This window comes from Pseudomonas sp. NIBRBAC000502773 (assembly GCF_006517195.1).
In the GTDB taxonomy this organism is placed as follows: Bacteria; Pseudomonadota; Gammaproteobacteria; order Pseudomonadales; family Pseudomonadaceae; genus Aquipseudomonas; species Aquipseudomonas marginalis.
The window spans coordinates 3,694,550-3,708,480 of record NZ_CP041189.1 but is presented as its reverse complement, the minus strand read 5'-3'; the positions used below and the strand labels follow the sequence as shown (position 1 = coordinate 3,708,480).

The window sequence follows — 13,931 nt, the reverse complement described above, 5'->3', positions numbered from 1 at the left end:
GTCGGGGGCCGGTGACGCAGGCCACAGGCAAACAGCCCCGGGCTCTTAGCTCGGTCGATAAACGCGCACATTGGCATGCCCCTCACTGAGCAAATGGTGGGCATGCAGGCGACTCATCACGCCTTTGTCGCAATACAGCAGGTACTGACGGCTGTTATCCAGTTCCTTGAAACGCGCGTTCAATGCATAAAACGGCAGCGTTTGTACGTCGATGCCGGCGATTTCCAGCGGCTCATCTTCAGCGGCATCCGGGTGACGGATGTCGATGACGATCTGGCCGGCCAGGGCTTCGCTGACTTCTTCGATCTGCACATCCTGGCCCAGTTCGTCGATAACACGATCGATCGGGACCAGCTTGGCGTTCTCGAGCGCACGCTCCAGAACCGCCATATCAAACTGTTGTTCTTCGTACTCCACGCGGTTGCGCTTGGCGTGGGTCTTGGGGTTCACCGAAATGACCCCGCAGTATTCAGGCATATGCTTGGCAAAGTCGGCGGTGCCGATTGCTTCTGCCAAGTCGATGATGTCCTGCTTGTGGCTGGCGATCAGCGGGCGCAGTACCAGCTTCTCGGTCACGCAGTCGATCAGCGACAGGTTCGGCAGCGTCTGGCTGGAAACCTGGGAAATCGCTTCACCCGTCACCAGCGCGTCGATCTGCAACTGATCGGCGATTCGGGACGCAGCGCGCAACATCATACGCTTCAAAACTACGCCCATATGACTGTTATCGACTTTACCGAGAATTTCGCCCAGCACTTCCTCGAACGGTACGCTCACAAATAGCACGCGCTGGGAGCTGCCGTACTTCTTCCAGATAAAGTGCGCAACTTCCATCACGCCCAATTCGTGTGCACGCCCGCCCAGGTTAAAGAAGCAGAAGTGGCTCATCAGGCCGCGGCGCATGATCTGGTAGGCCGCCACCGTGGAATCGAAACCGCCGGACATGAGGACCAGGGTCTGTTCCAGGGCGCCCAGCGGGTAGCCGCCGATGCTGTCGTGCTGGCTGTGAATCACAAACAACCGTTGGTCGCGAATTTCCATGCGCACTTCAATTTGCGGTGCCTTGAGGGAAATTCCGGCGGCGCCGCACTCGCGACGCAGCTTGCTGCCGACGTATTTCTCGACGTCCATGGAGCTGAACGGGTGCTTGCCGGCACGCTTGCAGCGCACCGAAAAAATCTTGCCTTCAAGGCTGTCGCCGAAGTGCCGTTTGCATTTTTCGGTGATGTCGTCGAAGTCCCCCAGCGGGTACTCATCCACCTGCAGGAAATGCGCGATACCTGGCATGCAGCTCAGGCGCTCGGTCATGTCCTTCAAGGCTTTGGCGTCGGTCAAGCGGGTTTCCAGCTCGAGGTTGTCCCACACACCGTTCACCACCACAGCCGGGTCCAGATCGCGGAGCACGGCACGGATGTTCTTGGCCAACTGACGGATGAAACGCATCCGTACCGGTCGGCTCTTGATGGTGATCTCGGGAAAGACTTTAACGATTAATTTCATGGAAACAGCGCGCGCAGGGCCTGCCGAAAAAGGGGGGCGCGGATTATAGCGGAAATCGCTCAAGGTTTAACCAGTTAATATGCACAACACTCGTCTCGCACTAAAGAGGTGCGTTTACGCTCACGCGCGCAACATTGCGGTGCGCTAATTTCGGACATTTGTCGCAATGCACCTTTATAGGGGCGTTTTTTTAGCAAAAAACCCATGTTGGCGCACTGGCATGCAATTTGCTCTCTTGTGAGGCAGGTTGCCATGGCGGACTATCCGCGCCGGCATCACCCACATTCTAAGGGCTAACTCCACTACCCCAGCCCGAAGCCACCCGGAGGACACTATGTCGAAGTCGGTTCAACTCATCAAAGATCATGACGTTAAATGGATTGATCTGCGCTTCACGGACACCAAAGGCACTCAGCACCACGTGACCATGCCGGCTCGCGACGCGCTGGATGATGCTTTCTTCGAAGAAGGCAAAATGTTCGACGGCTCCTCCATCGCTGGCTGGAAAGGCATCGAAGCCTCCGACATGATCCTGATGCCGGACGACAGCACTGCCGTCCTCGACCCGTTCACCGAAGACCCAACCCTGATCATCGTCTGCGACGTGATCGAGCCTTCGACCATGCAAGGCTACGACCGCGACCCACGTGCGATCGCCAAGCGTGCCGAGGAATACCTGAAGTCCACCGGTATCGGCGACACCGTATTCGTCGGCCCGGAACCGGAATTCTTCATCTTTGATTCGGTCAAGTTCAAGTCCGACATCTCCGGCTCCATGTTCAAGATCTTCTCCGAACAAGGTTCGTGGATGTCCGACCAGGACGTGGAAGGCGGCAACAAAGGCCACCGTCCAGGCATCAAAGGTGGCTACTTCCCGGTTCCGCCGTTCGACCACGACCACGAAATCCGTACCTCCATGTGCAACGCCATGGAAGAAATGGGCCTGGTCATCGAAGTTCACCACCACGAAGTGGCGACTGCCGGCCAGAACGAAATCGGCGTTAAGTTCAACACCCTGGTGGCCAAGGCTGACGAAGTCCAGACCCTGAAGTACTGCGTACACAACGTGGCTGATGCCTACGGCCGTACCGCTACCTTCATGCCTAAGCCGCTGTACGGCGATAACGGTTCGGGTATGCACGTTCACCTGTCCATCGCCAAAGAAGGCAAGAACACCTTCGCTGGCGAAGGTTATGCCGGCCTGTCCGACACCGCCCTGTACTTCATCGGTGGCATCATCAAGCACGGTAAGGCCCTGAACGGCTTCACCAACCCGTCGACCAACTCCTACAAGCGTCTGGTCCCAGGTTTCGAAGCACCGGTCATGCTGGCCTACTCGGCTCGCAACCGTTCCGCCTCGATCCGTATTCCTTACGTGTCCAGCCCGCGCGCTCGCCGTATCGAAGCTCGCTTCCCGGATCCAGCAGCCAACCCATACCTGGCTTTCGCTGCCCTGGTCATGGCCGGCCTGGACGGTATCCAGAACAAGATCCACCCTGGCGACGCCGCCGACAAAAACTTGTACGACCTGCCGCCTGAAGAGGCCAAAGAGATCCCACAAGTGTGCGGCAGCCTGAAAGAAGCCCTGGAAGAGCTGGACAAGGGCCGTGCGTTCCTGACCAAAGGCGGCGTATTCAGCGACGACTTCATCGATGCCTACATCGAGCTGAAAAGCGAAGAAGAAATCAAAGTACGCACCTTCGTACACCCACTGGAATACGAGCTGTACTACAGCTGCTGATCCGGTAGCGCTGCTTGACGCAGCGTGATGAAAAAGGCCTCCTTCGGGAGGTCTTTTTTTTGCCCGCACCCTAGGAGGTCACCTCTTGAAGCGTCTACTTGCATTCACTTTATTGTTCGCCAGCGCCAGTGCATTCGCTGCACCGCCGACACTGGAGCCATTGCTCAACAGCATCGCCGAACGCTTGGCCATTGCCGACCAGGTGGCCCTGAGCAAATGGGACAGTAAAAAACCGGTAGAAGACAAAAAGCGCGAGCAGGACGTGCTCGCCAGCGTCATTGCCCAGGCACCGAGTTACAAACTGGAGCCCGCCGCCGCCGAGCAATTTTTCTCGGCGCAGATCGAGGCAAACAAGCTGGTGCAATACACCCACCTGTCCGACTGGCAGTTCCAGGGCAAGGCACCCGACGACCCGCGCCCGGACCTGGTGAAGCAGATTCGCCCGCAACTGGATCAATTGCAAAAACGCCTGCTGCAACAGCTCGCGGACTTCACGCCACAACGCAGCGACCCGCAGTGCCCTCAATGGCTGGCTGAAGCGGTGCATGAGCCGCTGAACGACCCGTTGCGGCAGCTGGCGATGATTCGCGCCACGGCCGAGCTATGTATCCACAAAGACTGAATCTGTAACCCGAGCCGAACATGTGGGAGTTCCTCCCACATTGGATTTGTGTGAATTCGGCACTTCCTGAACAATCTTCACAAAACCGCACTATATTGGTGCGACATCCCGCACCCTTCCCACTGGCTCACACCATTTTGGTTCGAAACTTCCCCAGCAGGCTGGCAGAACGCCACAGTTTCGCGCCTTAACCCCTTATTTCAGGGGATTCACGCTTCTTTTCGGAGCCTTGGTTTGGTTTTTGCATTTTCCTTGTATCAGCGTGTGCCTCAAGCCCGCGCCTTGCTCCAAAAGAGGTCCCGATGACCATCAGCGATGCACTGCACCGTTTGCTACTCGACAACCTGACCACCGCGACCATCCTGCTCAATGACGACCTGCGCCTTGAGTACATGAACCCGGCGGCAGAGATGCTCCTGGCCATCAGCGGTCAGCGCAGCCATGGGCAGTTCATCAGCGAATTGTTCACCGAGTCGGCCGAAGCCTTGAGTTCGTTGCGCCAGGCGGTGGAGCAGGCACACCCGTTCACCAAGCGTGAAGCGATGCTCACGGCACTCACCGGCCAGACGCTGACCGTCGACTACGCCGTGACCCCGATCCTGAGCAACGGTGCCACGCTGCTGCTGCTCGAAGTGCACCCCCGCGACCGCCTGTTGCGCATCACCAAGGAAGAAGCCCAGCTGTCCAAGCAGGAGACCAGCAAGATGCTGGTGCGCGGCCTGGCCCATGAGATCAAGAACCCGCTGGGCGGCATTCGCGGCGCGGCGCAGCTGCTGGCCCGTGAACTGCCGGACGAGCACCTCAAGGACTACACCAACGTCATCATCGAAGAGGCCGACCGCCTGCGTAACCTGGTGGACCGCATGCTCGGCTCCAACAAGCTGCCGTCGCTGGCGATGACCAACGTGCACGAAGTACTGGAGCGCGTCTGTCAGTTGGTAGAAGCCGAAAGCCAGGGCTGCATCACCCTGGTGCGCGACTACGACCCAAGCATTCCCGACGTGTTGATCGACCGCGAGCAGATGATCCAGGCGGTGCTCAACATCGTGCGCAACGCCATGCAGGCCATCAGCAGCCAGAACGAGCTGCGCCTTGGCCGCATCAGCCTGCGCACCCGTGCCCTGCGCCAGTTCACCATCGGCCACGTGCGCCATCGCCTGGTAACCAAGGTCGAGATCATCGACAACGGCCCGGGCATTCCTGCGGAACTCCAGGAAACCATTTTCTTTCCCATGGTCAGCGGCCGCCCGGACGGTACCGGGCTGGGCCTGGCCATTACCCAGAACATCATCAGCCAGCACCAGGGTCTGATCGAATGTGAGAGCCATCCCGGCCACACCACATTCTCGATCTTTCTGCCTCTGGAACAAGGAGCCCCATCGACATGAGCCGTAGTGAAACTGTGTGGATCGTCGATGACGACCGTTCTATCCGCTGGGTCCTCGAGAAAGCCTTGCAACAGGAAGGCATGACCACCCAGAGCTTCGACAGCGCCGACGGGGTGATGAGCCGCCTGGCGCGCCAGCAGCCCGACGTGATCATCTCCGACATCCGCATGCCCGGCGCCAGTGGCCTGGACCTGCTGGCGCGGATTCGCGAGCAGCACCCGCGCCTGCCGGTGATCATCATGACTGCCCACTCGGACCTGGACAGCGCTGTCGCGTCCTATCAGGGCGGCGCCTTCGAGTACCTGCCCAAGCCGTTTGACGTGGACGAGGCCGTGGCGCTGGTCAAGCGCGCCAACCAGCACGCCCAGGAACAGCAGAACCAGGAAGCTCCGCCGACCCTGACCCGCACCCCGGAAATCATCGGTGAAGCGCCGGCGATGCAGGAAGTGTTTCGCGCCATCGGGCGCTTGAGCCATTCCAACATCACCGTGCTGATCAACGGCGAGTCGGGTACCGGTAAAGAGTTGGTGGCCCACGCCCTGCACCGCCACAGCCCGCGGGCGGCCTCGCCGTTTATCGCGCTGAACATGGCGGCGATCCCCAAGGACCTGATGGAGTCCGAGCTGTTCGGCCATGAGAAAGGCGCGTTCACCGGCGCAGCCAACCTGCGTCGCGGCCGCTTCGAACAGGCGGACGGCGGCACGCTGTTCCTCGATGAAATCGGCGACATGCCGGCCGACACCCAGACCCGCCTGCTGCGCGTGCTGGCGGACGGCGAGTTCTACCGCGTGGGCGGGCACACACCGGTCAAGGTCGATGTGCGCATCATCGCCGCGACTCACCAGAACCTGGAAACCCTGGTGCACGCCGGCAAGTTCCGTGAAGACTTGTTCCACCGTCTCAACGTGATCCGCATCCACATCCCACGCATGTCGGACCGCCGCGAAGATATCCCGACCCTCGCCCGCCACTTCCTCAGCCGCGCCGCCCAGGAGCTGGCCGTCGAACCGAAGCTGCTGAAAAGCGAGACCGAGGAATACCTGAAGAACCTGCCGTGGCCCGGCAACGTGCGCCAGCTGGAGAATACCTGCCGCTGGATCACCGTGATGGCGTCCGGCCGTGAAGTGCATATCGGCGACTTGCCGCCGGAGCTGCTGAGCCTGCCGCAGGATTCGGCACCGGTGACCAACTGGGAACAGGCGCTGCGCCAATGGGCCGACCAGGCCCTGGCACGCGGCCAGTCGAACCTGCTGGACAGCGCCGTGCCGGCCTTCGAGCGGATCATGATCGAAACCGCCCTCAAGCACACCGCCGGCCGCCGTCGCGATGCCGCCGTGTTGCTGGGTTGGGGTCGCAATACCCTGACGCGCAAGATCAAGGAGTTGGGCATGAAGGTCGATGGTGGGGATGACGATGAGGGCGACGACGCCTGATCTCCAATCTACCGAGGTCTAATGTGGGAGGGGGCTTGCTCCCGATGGCGGTGGATCAGTCAGATAGATATCGACTGACACTCCGCCATCGGGAGCAAGCCCCCTCTCACATTTGGCCCCCCACACGGACTCAGAACCGTGCACCGCTTCAATGCACCCTGTTCTAGCATCGCGCACACGTTCCAAGCCCGAAACATGCGTTTTGTTAAGAAAATGCTGAACCCCGAAAACACCAAAGCCCCGTATTCCGGGGCTTTGCGCTTTCTGGAGAATTTTTTTGGCACAACTCAGCCACTCTGGCACGCGCCCTGCAATAACCCCAGTACAACCCAGTTTCGGGGACCTTGGTACAGGCAGGCCGAGAATCCCCTCTTTACACCCGGGGTGCTTGATGCGAACCGCGTCGCGCTCCACGCCGCTTTCGGGAACCTCGGTACAGGCAGGCCGGGGATTCCCTCTTTAACACCGAAGCCTCTGGCTTCACCCCGTTTTGGGAGCCCTGGTACAGGCAGGCCGGGAACTCCCTCTTTTATTGCTCTTGGAGATGGATCTCCAGCCGCCAGCGGTCATCGACCTCCTCGCCCTTCCACTCCCCGCGCAGCGGCCGAGCCGCCACCAGGTTCAGCAGCAAGCCCGCATCGGTCTTGCGCACGCGCCAGTTCACATCCTTGTCGTTGACCTTGAGCTGCCCACTGGCGGCCTTGCCTTGCGCGTCGAACAACAGCGCCACGGTGCCGTCGATATGCTCACCGTGCAGCTTGGGTTCGCGGTTGAACCACACCACCACACCGTCCGCCGCCGTCTCTATCTGCTGCAACTCGACCGGGTCAGGGGTGGTCAGGCGGCCGATCATCAGGCCCACCATCAGGCCGACAATCGCCAATGAGCCCATCACCCTCGGCATTAGCTTCGGTCTTGGGTCTTCTTCAGGGGTAGAATGCAGCGCATCTTTGCCTTCGGAGCCGTGCATGTTTCACGTCATCCTTTTTCAACCAGAAATTCCGCCGAATACCGGCAACGTTATCAGGCTGTGCGCCAACAGTGGCTGCCACCTGCATTTGATCGAGCCCCTGGGCTTCGACATGGACGACAAGCGCCTGCGCCGTGCCGGCCTGGACTACCACGAGTATGCCACCCTGCAACGCCATGCCGACCTGGCCAGCTGCCTGGAAAGCCTGGGCCACCCACGGCTGTTCGCGTTCACCACCAAGGGTTCGCGACCGTTCCATGATGCCAGCTTCGCCGAAGGCGACGCCTTCCTGTTCGGCCCGGAAAGCCGTGGCCTGCCGGCCGACGTACTCGACGCCCTGCCGGACGGGCATCGCCTGCGCCTGCCGATGCGCGAAGGCTGCCGCAGCCTGAACCTGTCGAACACCGTCGCCGTTGCCGTCTACGAAGGCTGGCGCCAACTCGGCTTCAAGTAACACACATAACAAATGTGGGAGGGGGCTTGCCCCCGATGGCGGAGTGTCAGTCGACATCTACGTGACTGATCCACCGCTATCGGGAGCAAGCCCCCTCCCACATTGGGTTCTGCGTCGGGTTCGAGATTACTGAACCGTCGGCGCGCCTTCCTGTTGCATGCGCTGCAGCTCTTGGGCGTACAGGGCATCGAAGTTCACCGGAGCCAGCATCAACGCCGGGAACGAACCACGGGTGACCAGGCTGTCCAGGGTTTCGCGGGCATACGGGAACAGGATGTTCGGGCAGAACGCACCCAGGGTGTGGCTCATGGACGCTTCGTCCAGGCCCTGGATCAGGAAGATACCGGCCTGTTGCACTTCAGCGATGAAGGCCACTTCTTCGCCATTCTTGACGGTGACCGACAAGGTCAGCACGACTTCGTGGAAATCGCCTTCCAGTGCCTTTTGACGGGTGTTCAGGTCCAGGGCAACGCTTGGGGTCCATTCCTGGCGGAAGATAGCCGGGCTTTTCGGCGCTTCGAACGACAAGTCACGCACGTAGATACGCTGCAGCGAAAATTGTGGGCCTTGGGCTTCTGCTGCTTCGGTGTTCTGTTGGTCAGTCATCGCAGATCCTTCTTGATCTTGGGGTCTTTTAGGGGTTAGGAGTCAGACGAGCAGCAGCGCATCGAGTTTACCGGCGCGCTCCAGGGCAAACAGGTCGTCGCAACCACCGATGTGTTTAGCGCCGATCCAGATCTGCGGCACCGACGTGCGCCCCGCCTTCTGGGCCATTTCGGCACGCACCTGGGGTTTGCCATCGACCTTGATCTCTTCGAAGGCAACGCCCTTTTTCTCCAGCAGGGCTTTGGCCCGCATGCAGTAAGGGCACCAATCGCTGGAATATACGACGACCTGGCTCATATCACTTCACCAGCGGCAGGTTATCGGCGCGCCAGCTGCTGATGCCACCGGACAGCTTGGCGGCGGTGAAACCGCTCTTGAGCATCTCGCGGGCGTGGGTACCGGCGTGCTGGCCCTGGGCGTCGACCAGGATGATGGTCTTGGCCTTGTGCTTTTCCAGCTCGGCCAGGCGCGCGATCAGCTTGTCCTGAGGAATGTTCAGGGCACCGACGATGTGGCCGGCGGCGAAATCCTTGACTGGGCGGATATCCACCACAATGGCCTCATCCTTGTTGACCAGCGCGGTCAGCTCCGACGTGCTCAGGCTGCGGCCACCACGGCTCAATTCGTGAGCGATCAGCAGCGCAAGCAGGATGACGAAGGCACCCACGAGCAGATAGTGGGCAGTGGCAAATGCAATCAGGTGATCAACCATCAAGGAGGTTCCAGGGCGTTAAAATGGCGGTAAGTATACACAGCCGTCAGGGGGGCCAACCCCCGTAAGGCGGTGACGTGGTCGGAACTTCGCTTTAAACTGCCACTCCCTTTTCAATTGCCTTCCTTTATTACCGCCGCGAGAGGATCTATGACTACTACGCCTAAACCTTTGGTCCTGATAATTCTCGATGGCTTCGGACACAGTGAAAGCCACCACGACAACGCGGTGTACGCGGCCAAGAAGCCCGTACTCGACCGCCTGACCGCGACGGTGCCCAACGGCCTGATCTCCGGCTCGGGCATGGACGTGGGCCTGCCGGACGGCCAGATGGGCAACTCGGAAGTCGGCCACATGAACCTCGGCGCCGGACGAGTGGTCTATCAGGACTTCACCCGCGTGACCAAATCGATCCGCGATGGCGAGTTCTTCGAGAACCCGACCCTCTGCGCAGCGGTAGATAAAGCCGTGGCCGCCGGCAAAGCCGTGCACTTCATGGGCCTGCTGTCCGACGGCGGCGTTCACAGTCACCAGGACCATCTGGTGGCAATGGCCGAGCTGGCCTTCAAGCGCGGCGCCGACAAGATCTACCTGCACGCCTTCCTCGATGGTCGCGACACCCCGCCAAAAAGCGCCCAGTCCTCCATCGAGCTGCTGGACGCCACCTTCGCCGCCCTGGGCAAGGGCCGCATCGCCAGCCTGGTGGGCCGCTACTTCGCCATGGACCGCGACAACCGTTGGGACCGCGTGTCCCAGGCCTACAACCTGATCGTCGACGGCCAGGCCGAATTCCACGCCGCCACCGCCCAGGAAGGCCTGGAAGCCGCCTACGCCCGCGGCGAAAGCGATGAATTCGTCAAGGCCACTACAATCGGCGAGCCGGTCAAGGTCGAAGACGGCGATGCCGTGGTGTTCATGAACTTCCGCGCCGACCGTGCCCGCGAGCTGAGCCGTGTGTTTGTCGAAGACGGTTTCAAGGAATTCGAGCGGGCGCGCCAGCCAAAAGTCCAATTCGTGGGCCTGACCCAATACGCCGCCAGCATCCCGGCCCCCGCTGCCTTTGCTGCCGGCAGCCTGGACAACGTGCTGGGCGACTACCTGGCGAAGAACGGCAAGACCCAGCTGCGTATCGCTGAAACCGAAAAATACGCCCACGTCACCTTCTTCTTCTCCGGCGGGCGTGAAGAACCGTTCCCGGGCGAAGAACGCATCCTGATCCCTTCGCCGAAAGTCGCCACCTACGACCTGCAGCCGGAAATGAGCGCGCCGGAAGTCACCGACAAGATTGTCGACGCCATCGACCACCAGCGTTACGACGTGATCGTGGTCAACTACGCCAACGGTGACATGGTCGGCCACAGCGGCAACCTGGAAGCTGCGACCAAGGCTGTGGAATGCCTGGACCTGTGCGTCGGCCGCATTGTCGAGGCCCTGGAAAAAGTCGGCGGCGAAGCGCTGATCACGGCCGACCACGGCAACTGCGAGCAGATGTCCGACGAAACCACCGGCCAGGCCCATACCGCCCACACCACCGAGCCGGTGCCGTTCATCTACGTCGGCAAGCGCGATTTCAAAGTACGTGAAGGCGGCGTGCTGGCGGATGTGGCGCCGACCATGCTGATGCTGATGGGGTTGGAGAAGCCCAAAGAGATGACCGGGACCTCAATTCTGGTCTGATCTCAACAAACATGTGGGAGGGGCTTGTCCCTTCCCACATGGGATCTGCGGTGTTTGGCAGATGTCTTTTTGCCATACCACCGCCGCTCGGCACCTATCTTGCCTTCCAGGCCGAATTGGGCGTTTTTTTTGCAGCGCTTGGCGGGCATACTAGGCCGTCCCTTTCCCTGGTGTCGCCCGCCTCTATGCTTCGCGCCTTGATTACCCTCGCTCTTGTCTGCCTGCTCCAACCGGCGTTTGCCGACGAGCGCGCACAAACTCAACAACAGTTGGACGCTACGCGTCAGGACATTACCGAGCTGAAAAAACTGCTCGGCAAGCTCCAGGAAGAAAAATCCGGGGTGCAGAAAGACCTGCGCGGCACGGAAACCGAAATGGGCAAGCTGGAGAAGCAGGTCCAGGAGCTGCAAAAAGAACTAAAGAAGAGCGAGTCGGAACTGGAGCGACTCGACGCTGAGAAAAAAAAACTCCAGAGCGCACGCGTTGAACAGCAACGCTTGATCGCGATCCAGGCCCGCGCTGCCTACCAGAGCGGCCGCCAGGAATATCTCAAGCTGCTGCTCAACCAGCAGAACCCGGAGAAATTCGCGCGCACCCTGACCTACTACGACTACCTGAGCAAGGCCCGCCTGGAGCAATTGAAAAGCTTCAACGAGACCCTGCGCCAGTTGGCCAACGTCGAACAGGAAATCGCCAACCAGCAGTCGCAGCTGGAGGACCAGAAAGCCAGCCTCAACGCCCAGCGCGACGAGCTGGACAAGGTCCGCAAGGAGCGCCAGCTGGCCCTGGCCAAGCTCAATGACGACGTGAAGGCCCGCGACGCCAAGCTGCAGGCCCGCGAGCAGGACCAGGCCGACCTGGCCAAAGTGCTCAAGACCATCGAAGAAACCCTGGCACGCCAGGCACGCGAGGCCGAAGAAGCGCGACAGAAAGCGCTGATCGCCCAGCAGGAAGCGGAAAAAAAGCGCCAGCGTGAGGCCGAACTGGCAGCCACCAGCGATGCCCCGGCACCGCGTAAACCGGCACATGCCGCCCCTGGCCCGCTGGTTTCCAGTGCCGGCGAGTCGTTCGGCGGGCCTTTTGCTTCAGCCCGCGGCAAACTTCCATGGCCGGTTGATGGTCGACTGCTGGCACGCTTTGGGGAAACCCGAGGCGATGACACCCGCGCCAAGTGGGACGGGGTGATGATCAGCGCCTCTGCCGGCAGCCAGGTCCACGCCGTACATGGTGGGCGCGTGGTGTTTGCCGATTGGCTGCGGGGCGCCGGTTTGTTGGTGATTCTCGACCACGGTAATGGCTATTTAAGCCTTTATGGCCACAATCAGACGTTACTCAAGTCGGCAGGTGATGTTGTAAAAGCCGGTGAATCCATCTCCACTGTCGGTAACAGTGGTGGCCAGGACACCCCGGCGCTGTACTTCGCTATTCGTCAGCAGGGTCGCCCGAGCGATCCCGCACAATGGTGCCGGTCCCAAGGATAGGGTCGCATCTACATTAGGAGTTCGTTCGACATGCTGCATTTGTCCCGCCTCACTTCGCTGGCCCTGACGATCGCCCTGGTCATCGGCGCGCCTCTGGCTTTTGCCGACCAGGCCGCCCCGGCTGCACCCGCCGCCACGGCCGCGACCACCAAGGCGCCATTGCCGCTGGACGAGCTGCGCACCTTTGCCGAGGTCATGGACCGGATCAAGGCCGCCTATGTCGAACCTGTAGACGACAAGACCCTGCTGGAGAATGCCATCAAGGGCATGCTCAGCAACCTTGATCCGCACTCCGCCTACCTGGGTCCGGAAGATTTTGCCGAGCTGCAGGAAAGCACCAGCGGTGAATTCGGCGGCCTGGGCATTGAAGTCGGCGCCGAAGACGGCAATATCAAGGTGGTCTCGCCCATCGATGACACCCCGGCGTCCAAGGCCGGCATCCAGGCCGGTGACTTTATCGTCAAGATCAACGGCCAGCCGACCCGCGGCCAGACCATGACCGAAGCCGTCGACAAGATGCGCGGCAAGATCGGCCAGAAAATCACCCTCACCCTGGTGCGCGATGGCGGCAACCCGTTTGACGTGACGCTCACCCGCGCGACCATCGTGGTCAAGAGCGTGAAGAGCCAGCTGCTGGAATCGGGCTACGGCTACATCCGCATCACCCAGTTCCAGGTCAAGACCGGCGAAGAAGTGGCCAAGGCCCTGGCCAAGCTGCGCAAGGACAACGGCAAGAAACTCAGCGGCATCGTGCTCGACCTGCGCAACAACCCGGGCGGCGTGCTGCAGTCGGCGGTGGAAGTGGTCGACCACTTCATCACCAAGGGCCTGATCGTCTACACCAAGGGCCGTATCGCCAACTCCGAGCTGCGCTTCTCGGCCACCGGCAACGACCTCAGCGAGAACGTGCCATTGGCCGTGCTGATCAACGGCGGCAGCGCCTCGGCCTCGGAAATCGTCGCCGGCGCCCTGCAAGACCAGAAGCGCGGCGTGCTGATGGGCACCACCAGCTTCGGCAAAGGCTCGGTACAAACCGTGCTGCCGCTGAACAACGATCGCGCCCTGAAGATCACCACCGCGCTGTACTACACGCCGAACGGCCGCTCGATCCAGGCCCAGGGCATCGTGCCGGACATCGAAGTGCGCAAGGCCAAGATCACCAACGAAATCGACAGCGAGTACTACAAGGAAGCCGACCTGCAAGGTCACCTGGGCAATGGCAACGGCGGTGCCGACCAGCCAACCGGCAGCAGCAAGAAAGCCAAGCCGATGCCGCAGGACGATGACTACCAGTTGGCCCAGGCGCTGAGCCTGCTCAAGGGCCTGAGCATTACGCGCAGCCGTTGA

13 protein-coding genes are annotated in these 13,931 nt (G+C 60.8%); 8 read left to right on the top strand and 5 right to left on the bottom strand.

Going from position 1 to position 13,931, the window contains the following annotated elements; all coding sequences use genetic code 11:
* Positions 1–45: 45 nt before the first annotated feature.
* Positions 46–1,500 carry a tRNA uracil 4-sulfurtransferase ThiI gene (gene thiI / locus NIBR502773_RS17100; RefSeq protein WP_027605067.1) on the bottom strand — a complete coding sequence of 485 codons (1,455 nt, stop codon included), beginning with the start codon at positions 1,498–1,500 and terminating at the stop codon, positions 46–48.
* Positions 1,501–1,834: 334 nt separating this feature from the next.
* Here thiI and glnA point away from each other — a divergent pair, with 334 nt between their 5' ends.
* From glnA to ntrC, 4 genes are all read left to right on the top strand, one after another.
* Positions 1,835–3,241, top strand: coding sequence for a glutamate--ammonia ligase (gene glnA / locus NIBR502773_RS17090; RefSeq protein WP_024072899.1), 1,407 nt, complete (start codon positions 1,835–1,837; stop codon positions 3,239–3,241).
* Between the two features lie 85 nt (positions 3,242–3,326).
* On the top strand, positions 3,327–3,863 hold the full coding sequence (locus NIBR502773_RS17085) for a chorismate mutase (RefSeq protein ID WP_065940747.1): 537 nt from the start codon (positions 3,327–3,329) through the stop codon (positions 3,861–3,863).
* 302 nt (positions 3,864–4,165) lie between these two features.
* Positions 4,166–5,251 (top strand): nitrogen regulation protein NR(II), encoded by a 1,086-nt coding sequence (glnL, locus tag NIBR502773_RS17080; protein WP_024072896.1) that lies wholly within the window; start codon positions 4,166–4,168, stop codon positions 5,249–5,251.
* On the top strand, positions 5,248–6,684 hold the full coding sequence (ntrC, locus tag NIBR502773_RS17075; RefSeq protein WP_027605069.1) for a nitrogen regulation protein NR(I): 1,437 nt from the start codon (positions 5,248–5,250) through the stop codon (positions 6,682–6,684). Before glnL ends, ntrC begins: the two co-directional genes overlap by 4 nt.
* A gap of 529 nt (positions 6,685–7,213) precedes the next feature.
* Here the strand turns inward: ntrC and NIBR502773_RS17065 are convergent.
* Positions 7,214–7,654, bottom strand: a complete 441-nt coding sequence (locus NIBR502773_RS17065) for a hypothetical protein (protein ID WP_092358719.1) — start codon at positions 7,652–7,654, stop codon at positions 7,214–7,216.
* Between NIBR502773_RS17065 and NIBR502773_RS17060 the strand changes: the two genes are divergently transcribed.
* A complete protein-coding gene (locus NIBR502773_RS17060; protein ID WP_046070509.1) occupies positions 7,653–8,108 on the top strand; it encodes a tRNA (cytidine(34)-2'-O)-methyltransferase in 456 nt (151 codons plus the stop codon). The two genes, NIBR502773_RS17065 and NIBR502773_RS17060, sit on opposite strands and share 2 nt — an antisense overlap.
* 126 nt (positions 8,109–8,234) lie before the next feature.
* On the opposite strand, the gene secB is transcribed toward NIBR502773_RS17060, so the two are convergent.
* The 3 genes from secB to NIBR502773_RS17045 are packed head-to-tail and all read right to left on the bottom strand — an operon-like array spanning position 8,235 to position 9,426.
* Positions 8,235–8,714 (bottom strand): protein-export chaperone SecB, encoded by a 480-nt coding sequence (gene secB / locus NIBR502773_RS17055; RefSeq protein WP_014716520.1) that lies wholly within the window; start codon positions 8,712–8,714, stop codon positions 8,235–8,237.
* A gap of 42 nt (positions 8,715–8,756) precedes the next feature.
* Positions 8,757–9,011, bottom strand: a complete 255-nt coding sequence (gene grxC / locus NIBR502773_RS17050) for a glutaredoxin 3 (RefSeq protein WP_010213876.1) — start codon at positions 9,009–9,011, stop codon at positions 8,757–8,759.
* A gap of 1 nt (position 9,012) precedes the next feature.
* Positions 9,013–9,426, bottom strand: a complete 414-nt coding sequence (locus NIBR502773_RS17045; RefSeq protein WP_027605071.1) for a rhodanese-like domain-containing protein — start codon at positions 9,424–9,426, stop codon at positions 9,013–9,015.
* Positions 9,427–9,576: 150 nt separating this feature from the next.
* On the opposite strand from NIBR502773_RS17045, the gene gpmI reads away from it, so the two are divergent.
* The 3 genes from gpmI (at position 9,577) to NIBR502773_RS17030 (ending at position 13,931) form a co-directional block, all read left to right on the top strand.
* Positions 9,577–11,103 (top strand): 2,3-bisphosphoglycerate-independent phosphoglycerate mutase, encoded by a 1,527-nt coding sequence (gene gpmI, locus NIBR502773_RS17040; RefSeq protein ID WP_141156512.1) that lies wholly within the window; start codon positions 9,577–9,579, stop codon positions 11,101–11,103.
* A gap of 185 nt (positions 11,104–11,288) precedes the next feature.
* A complete protein-coding gene (locus tag NIBR502773_RS17035) occupies positions 11,289–12,584 on the top strand; it encodes a murein hydrolase activator EnvC (RefSeq protein ID WP_027605073.1) in 1,296 nt (431 codons plus the stop codon).
* 30 nt (positions 12,585–12,614) lie between these two features.
* Positions 12,615–13,931 (top strand): S41 family peptidase, encoded by a 1,317-nt coding sequence (locus NIBR502773_RS17030; RefSeq protein ID WP_065940744.1) that lies wholly within the window; start codon positions 12,615–12,617, stop codon positions 13,929–13,931.

Coding starts and splice junctions, on each gene's coding strand:
- ntrC (WP_027605069.1), top strand. CDS start 5,248: ATGAGCCGTAGTGAAACTGTGTGGATCGTCGATGACGACCGTTCTATC.
- gpmI (WP_141156512.1), top strand. CDS start 9,577: ATGACTACTACGCCTAAACCTTTGGTCCTGATAATTCTCGATGGCTTC.
- NIBR502773_RS17065 (WP_092358719.1), bottom strand. CDS start 7,654: ATGCACGGCTCCGAAGGCAAAGATGCGCTGCATTCTACCCCTGAAGAA.
- thiI (WP_027605067.1), bottom strand. CDS start 1,500: ATGAAATTAATCGTTAAAGTCTTTCCCGAGATCACCATCAAGAGCCGA.
- grxC (WP_010213876.1), bottom strand. CDS start 9,011: ATGAGCCAGGTCGTCGTATATTCCAGCGATTGGTGCCCTTACTGCATG.
- secB (WP_014716520.1), bottom strand. CDS start 8,714: ATGACTGACCAACAGAACACCGAAGCAGCAGAAGCCCAAGGCCCACAA.
- NIBR502773_RS17030 (WP_065940744.1), top strand. CDS start 12,615: ATGCTGCATTTGTCCCGCCTCACTTCGCTGGCCCTGACGATCGCCCTG.
- glnA (WP_024072899.1), top strand. CDS start 1,835: ATGTCGAAGTCGGTTCAACTCATCAAAGATCATGACGTTAAATGGATT.
- NIBR502773_RS17035 (WP_027605073.1), top strand. CDS start 11,289: ATGCTTCGCGCCTTGATTACCCTCGCTCTTGTCTGCCTGCTCCAACCG.
- glnL (WP_024072896.1), top strand. CDS start 4,166: ATGACCATCAGCGATGCACTGCACCGTTTGCTACTCGACAACCTGACC.
- NIBR502773_RS17045 (WP_027605071.1), bottom strand. CDS start 9,426: ATGGTTGATCACCTGATTGCATTTGCCACTGCCCACTATCTGCTCGTG.
- NIBR502773_RS17060 (WP_046070509.1), top strand. CDS start 7,653: ATGTTTCACGTCATCCTTTTTCAACCAGAAATTCCGCCGAATACCGGC.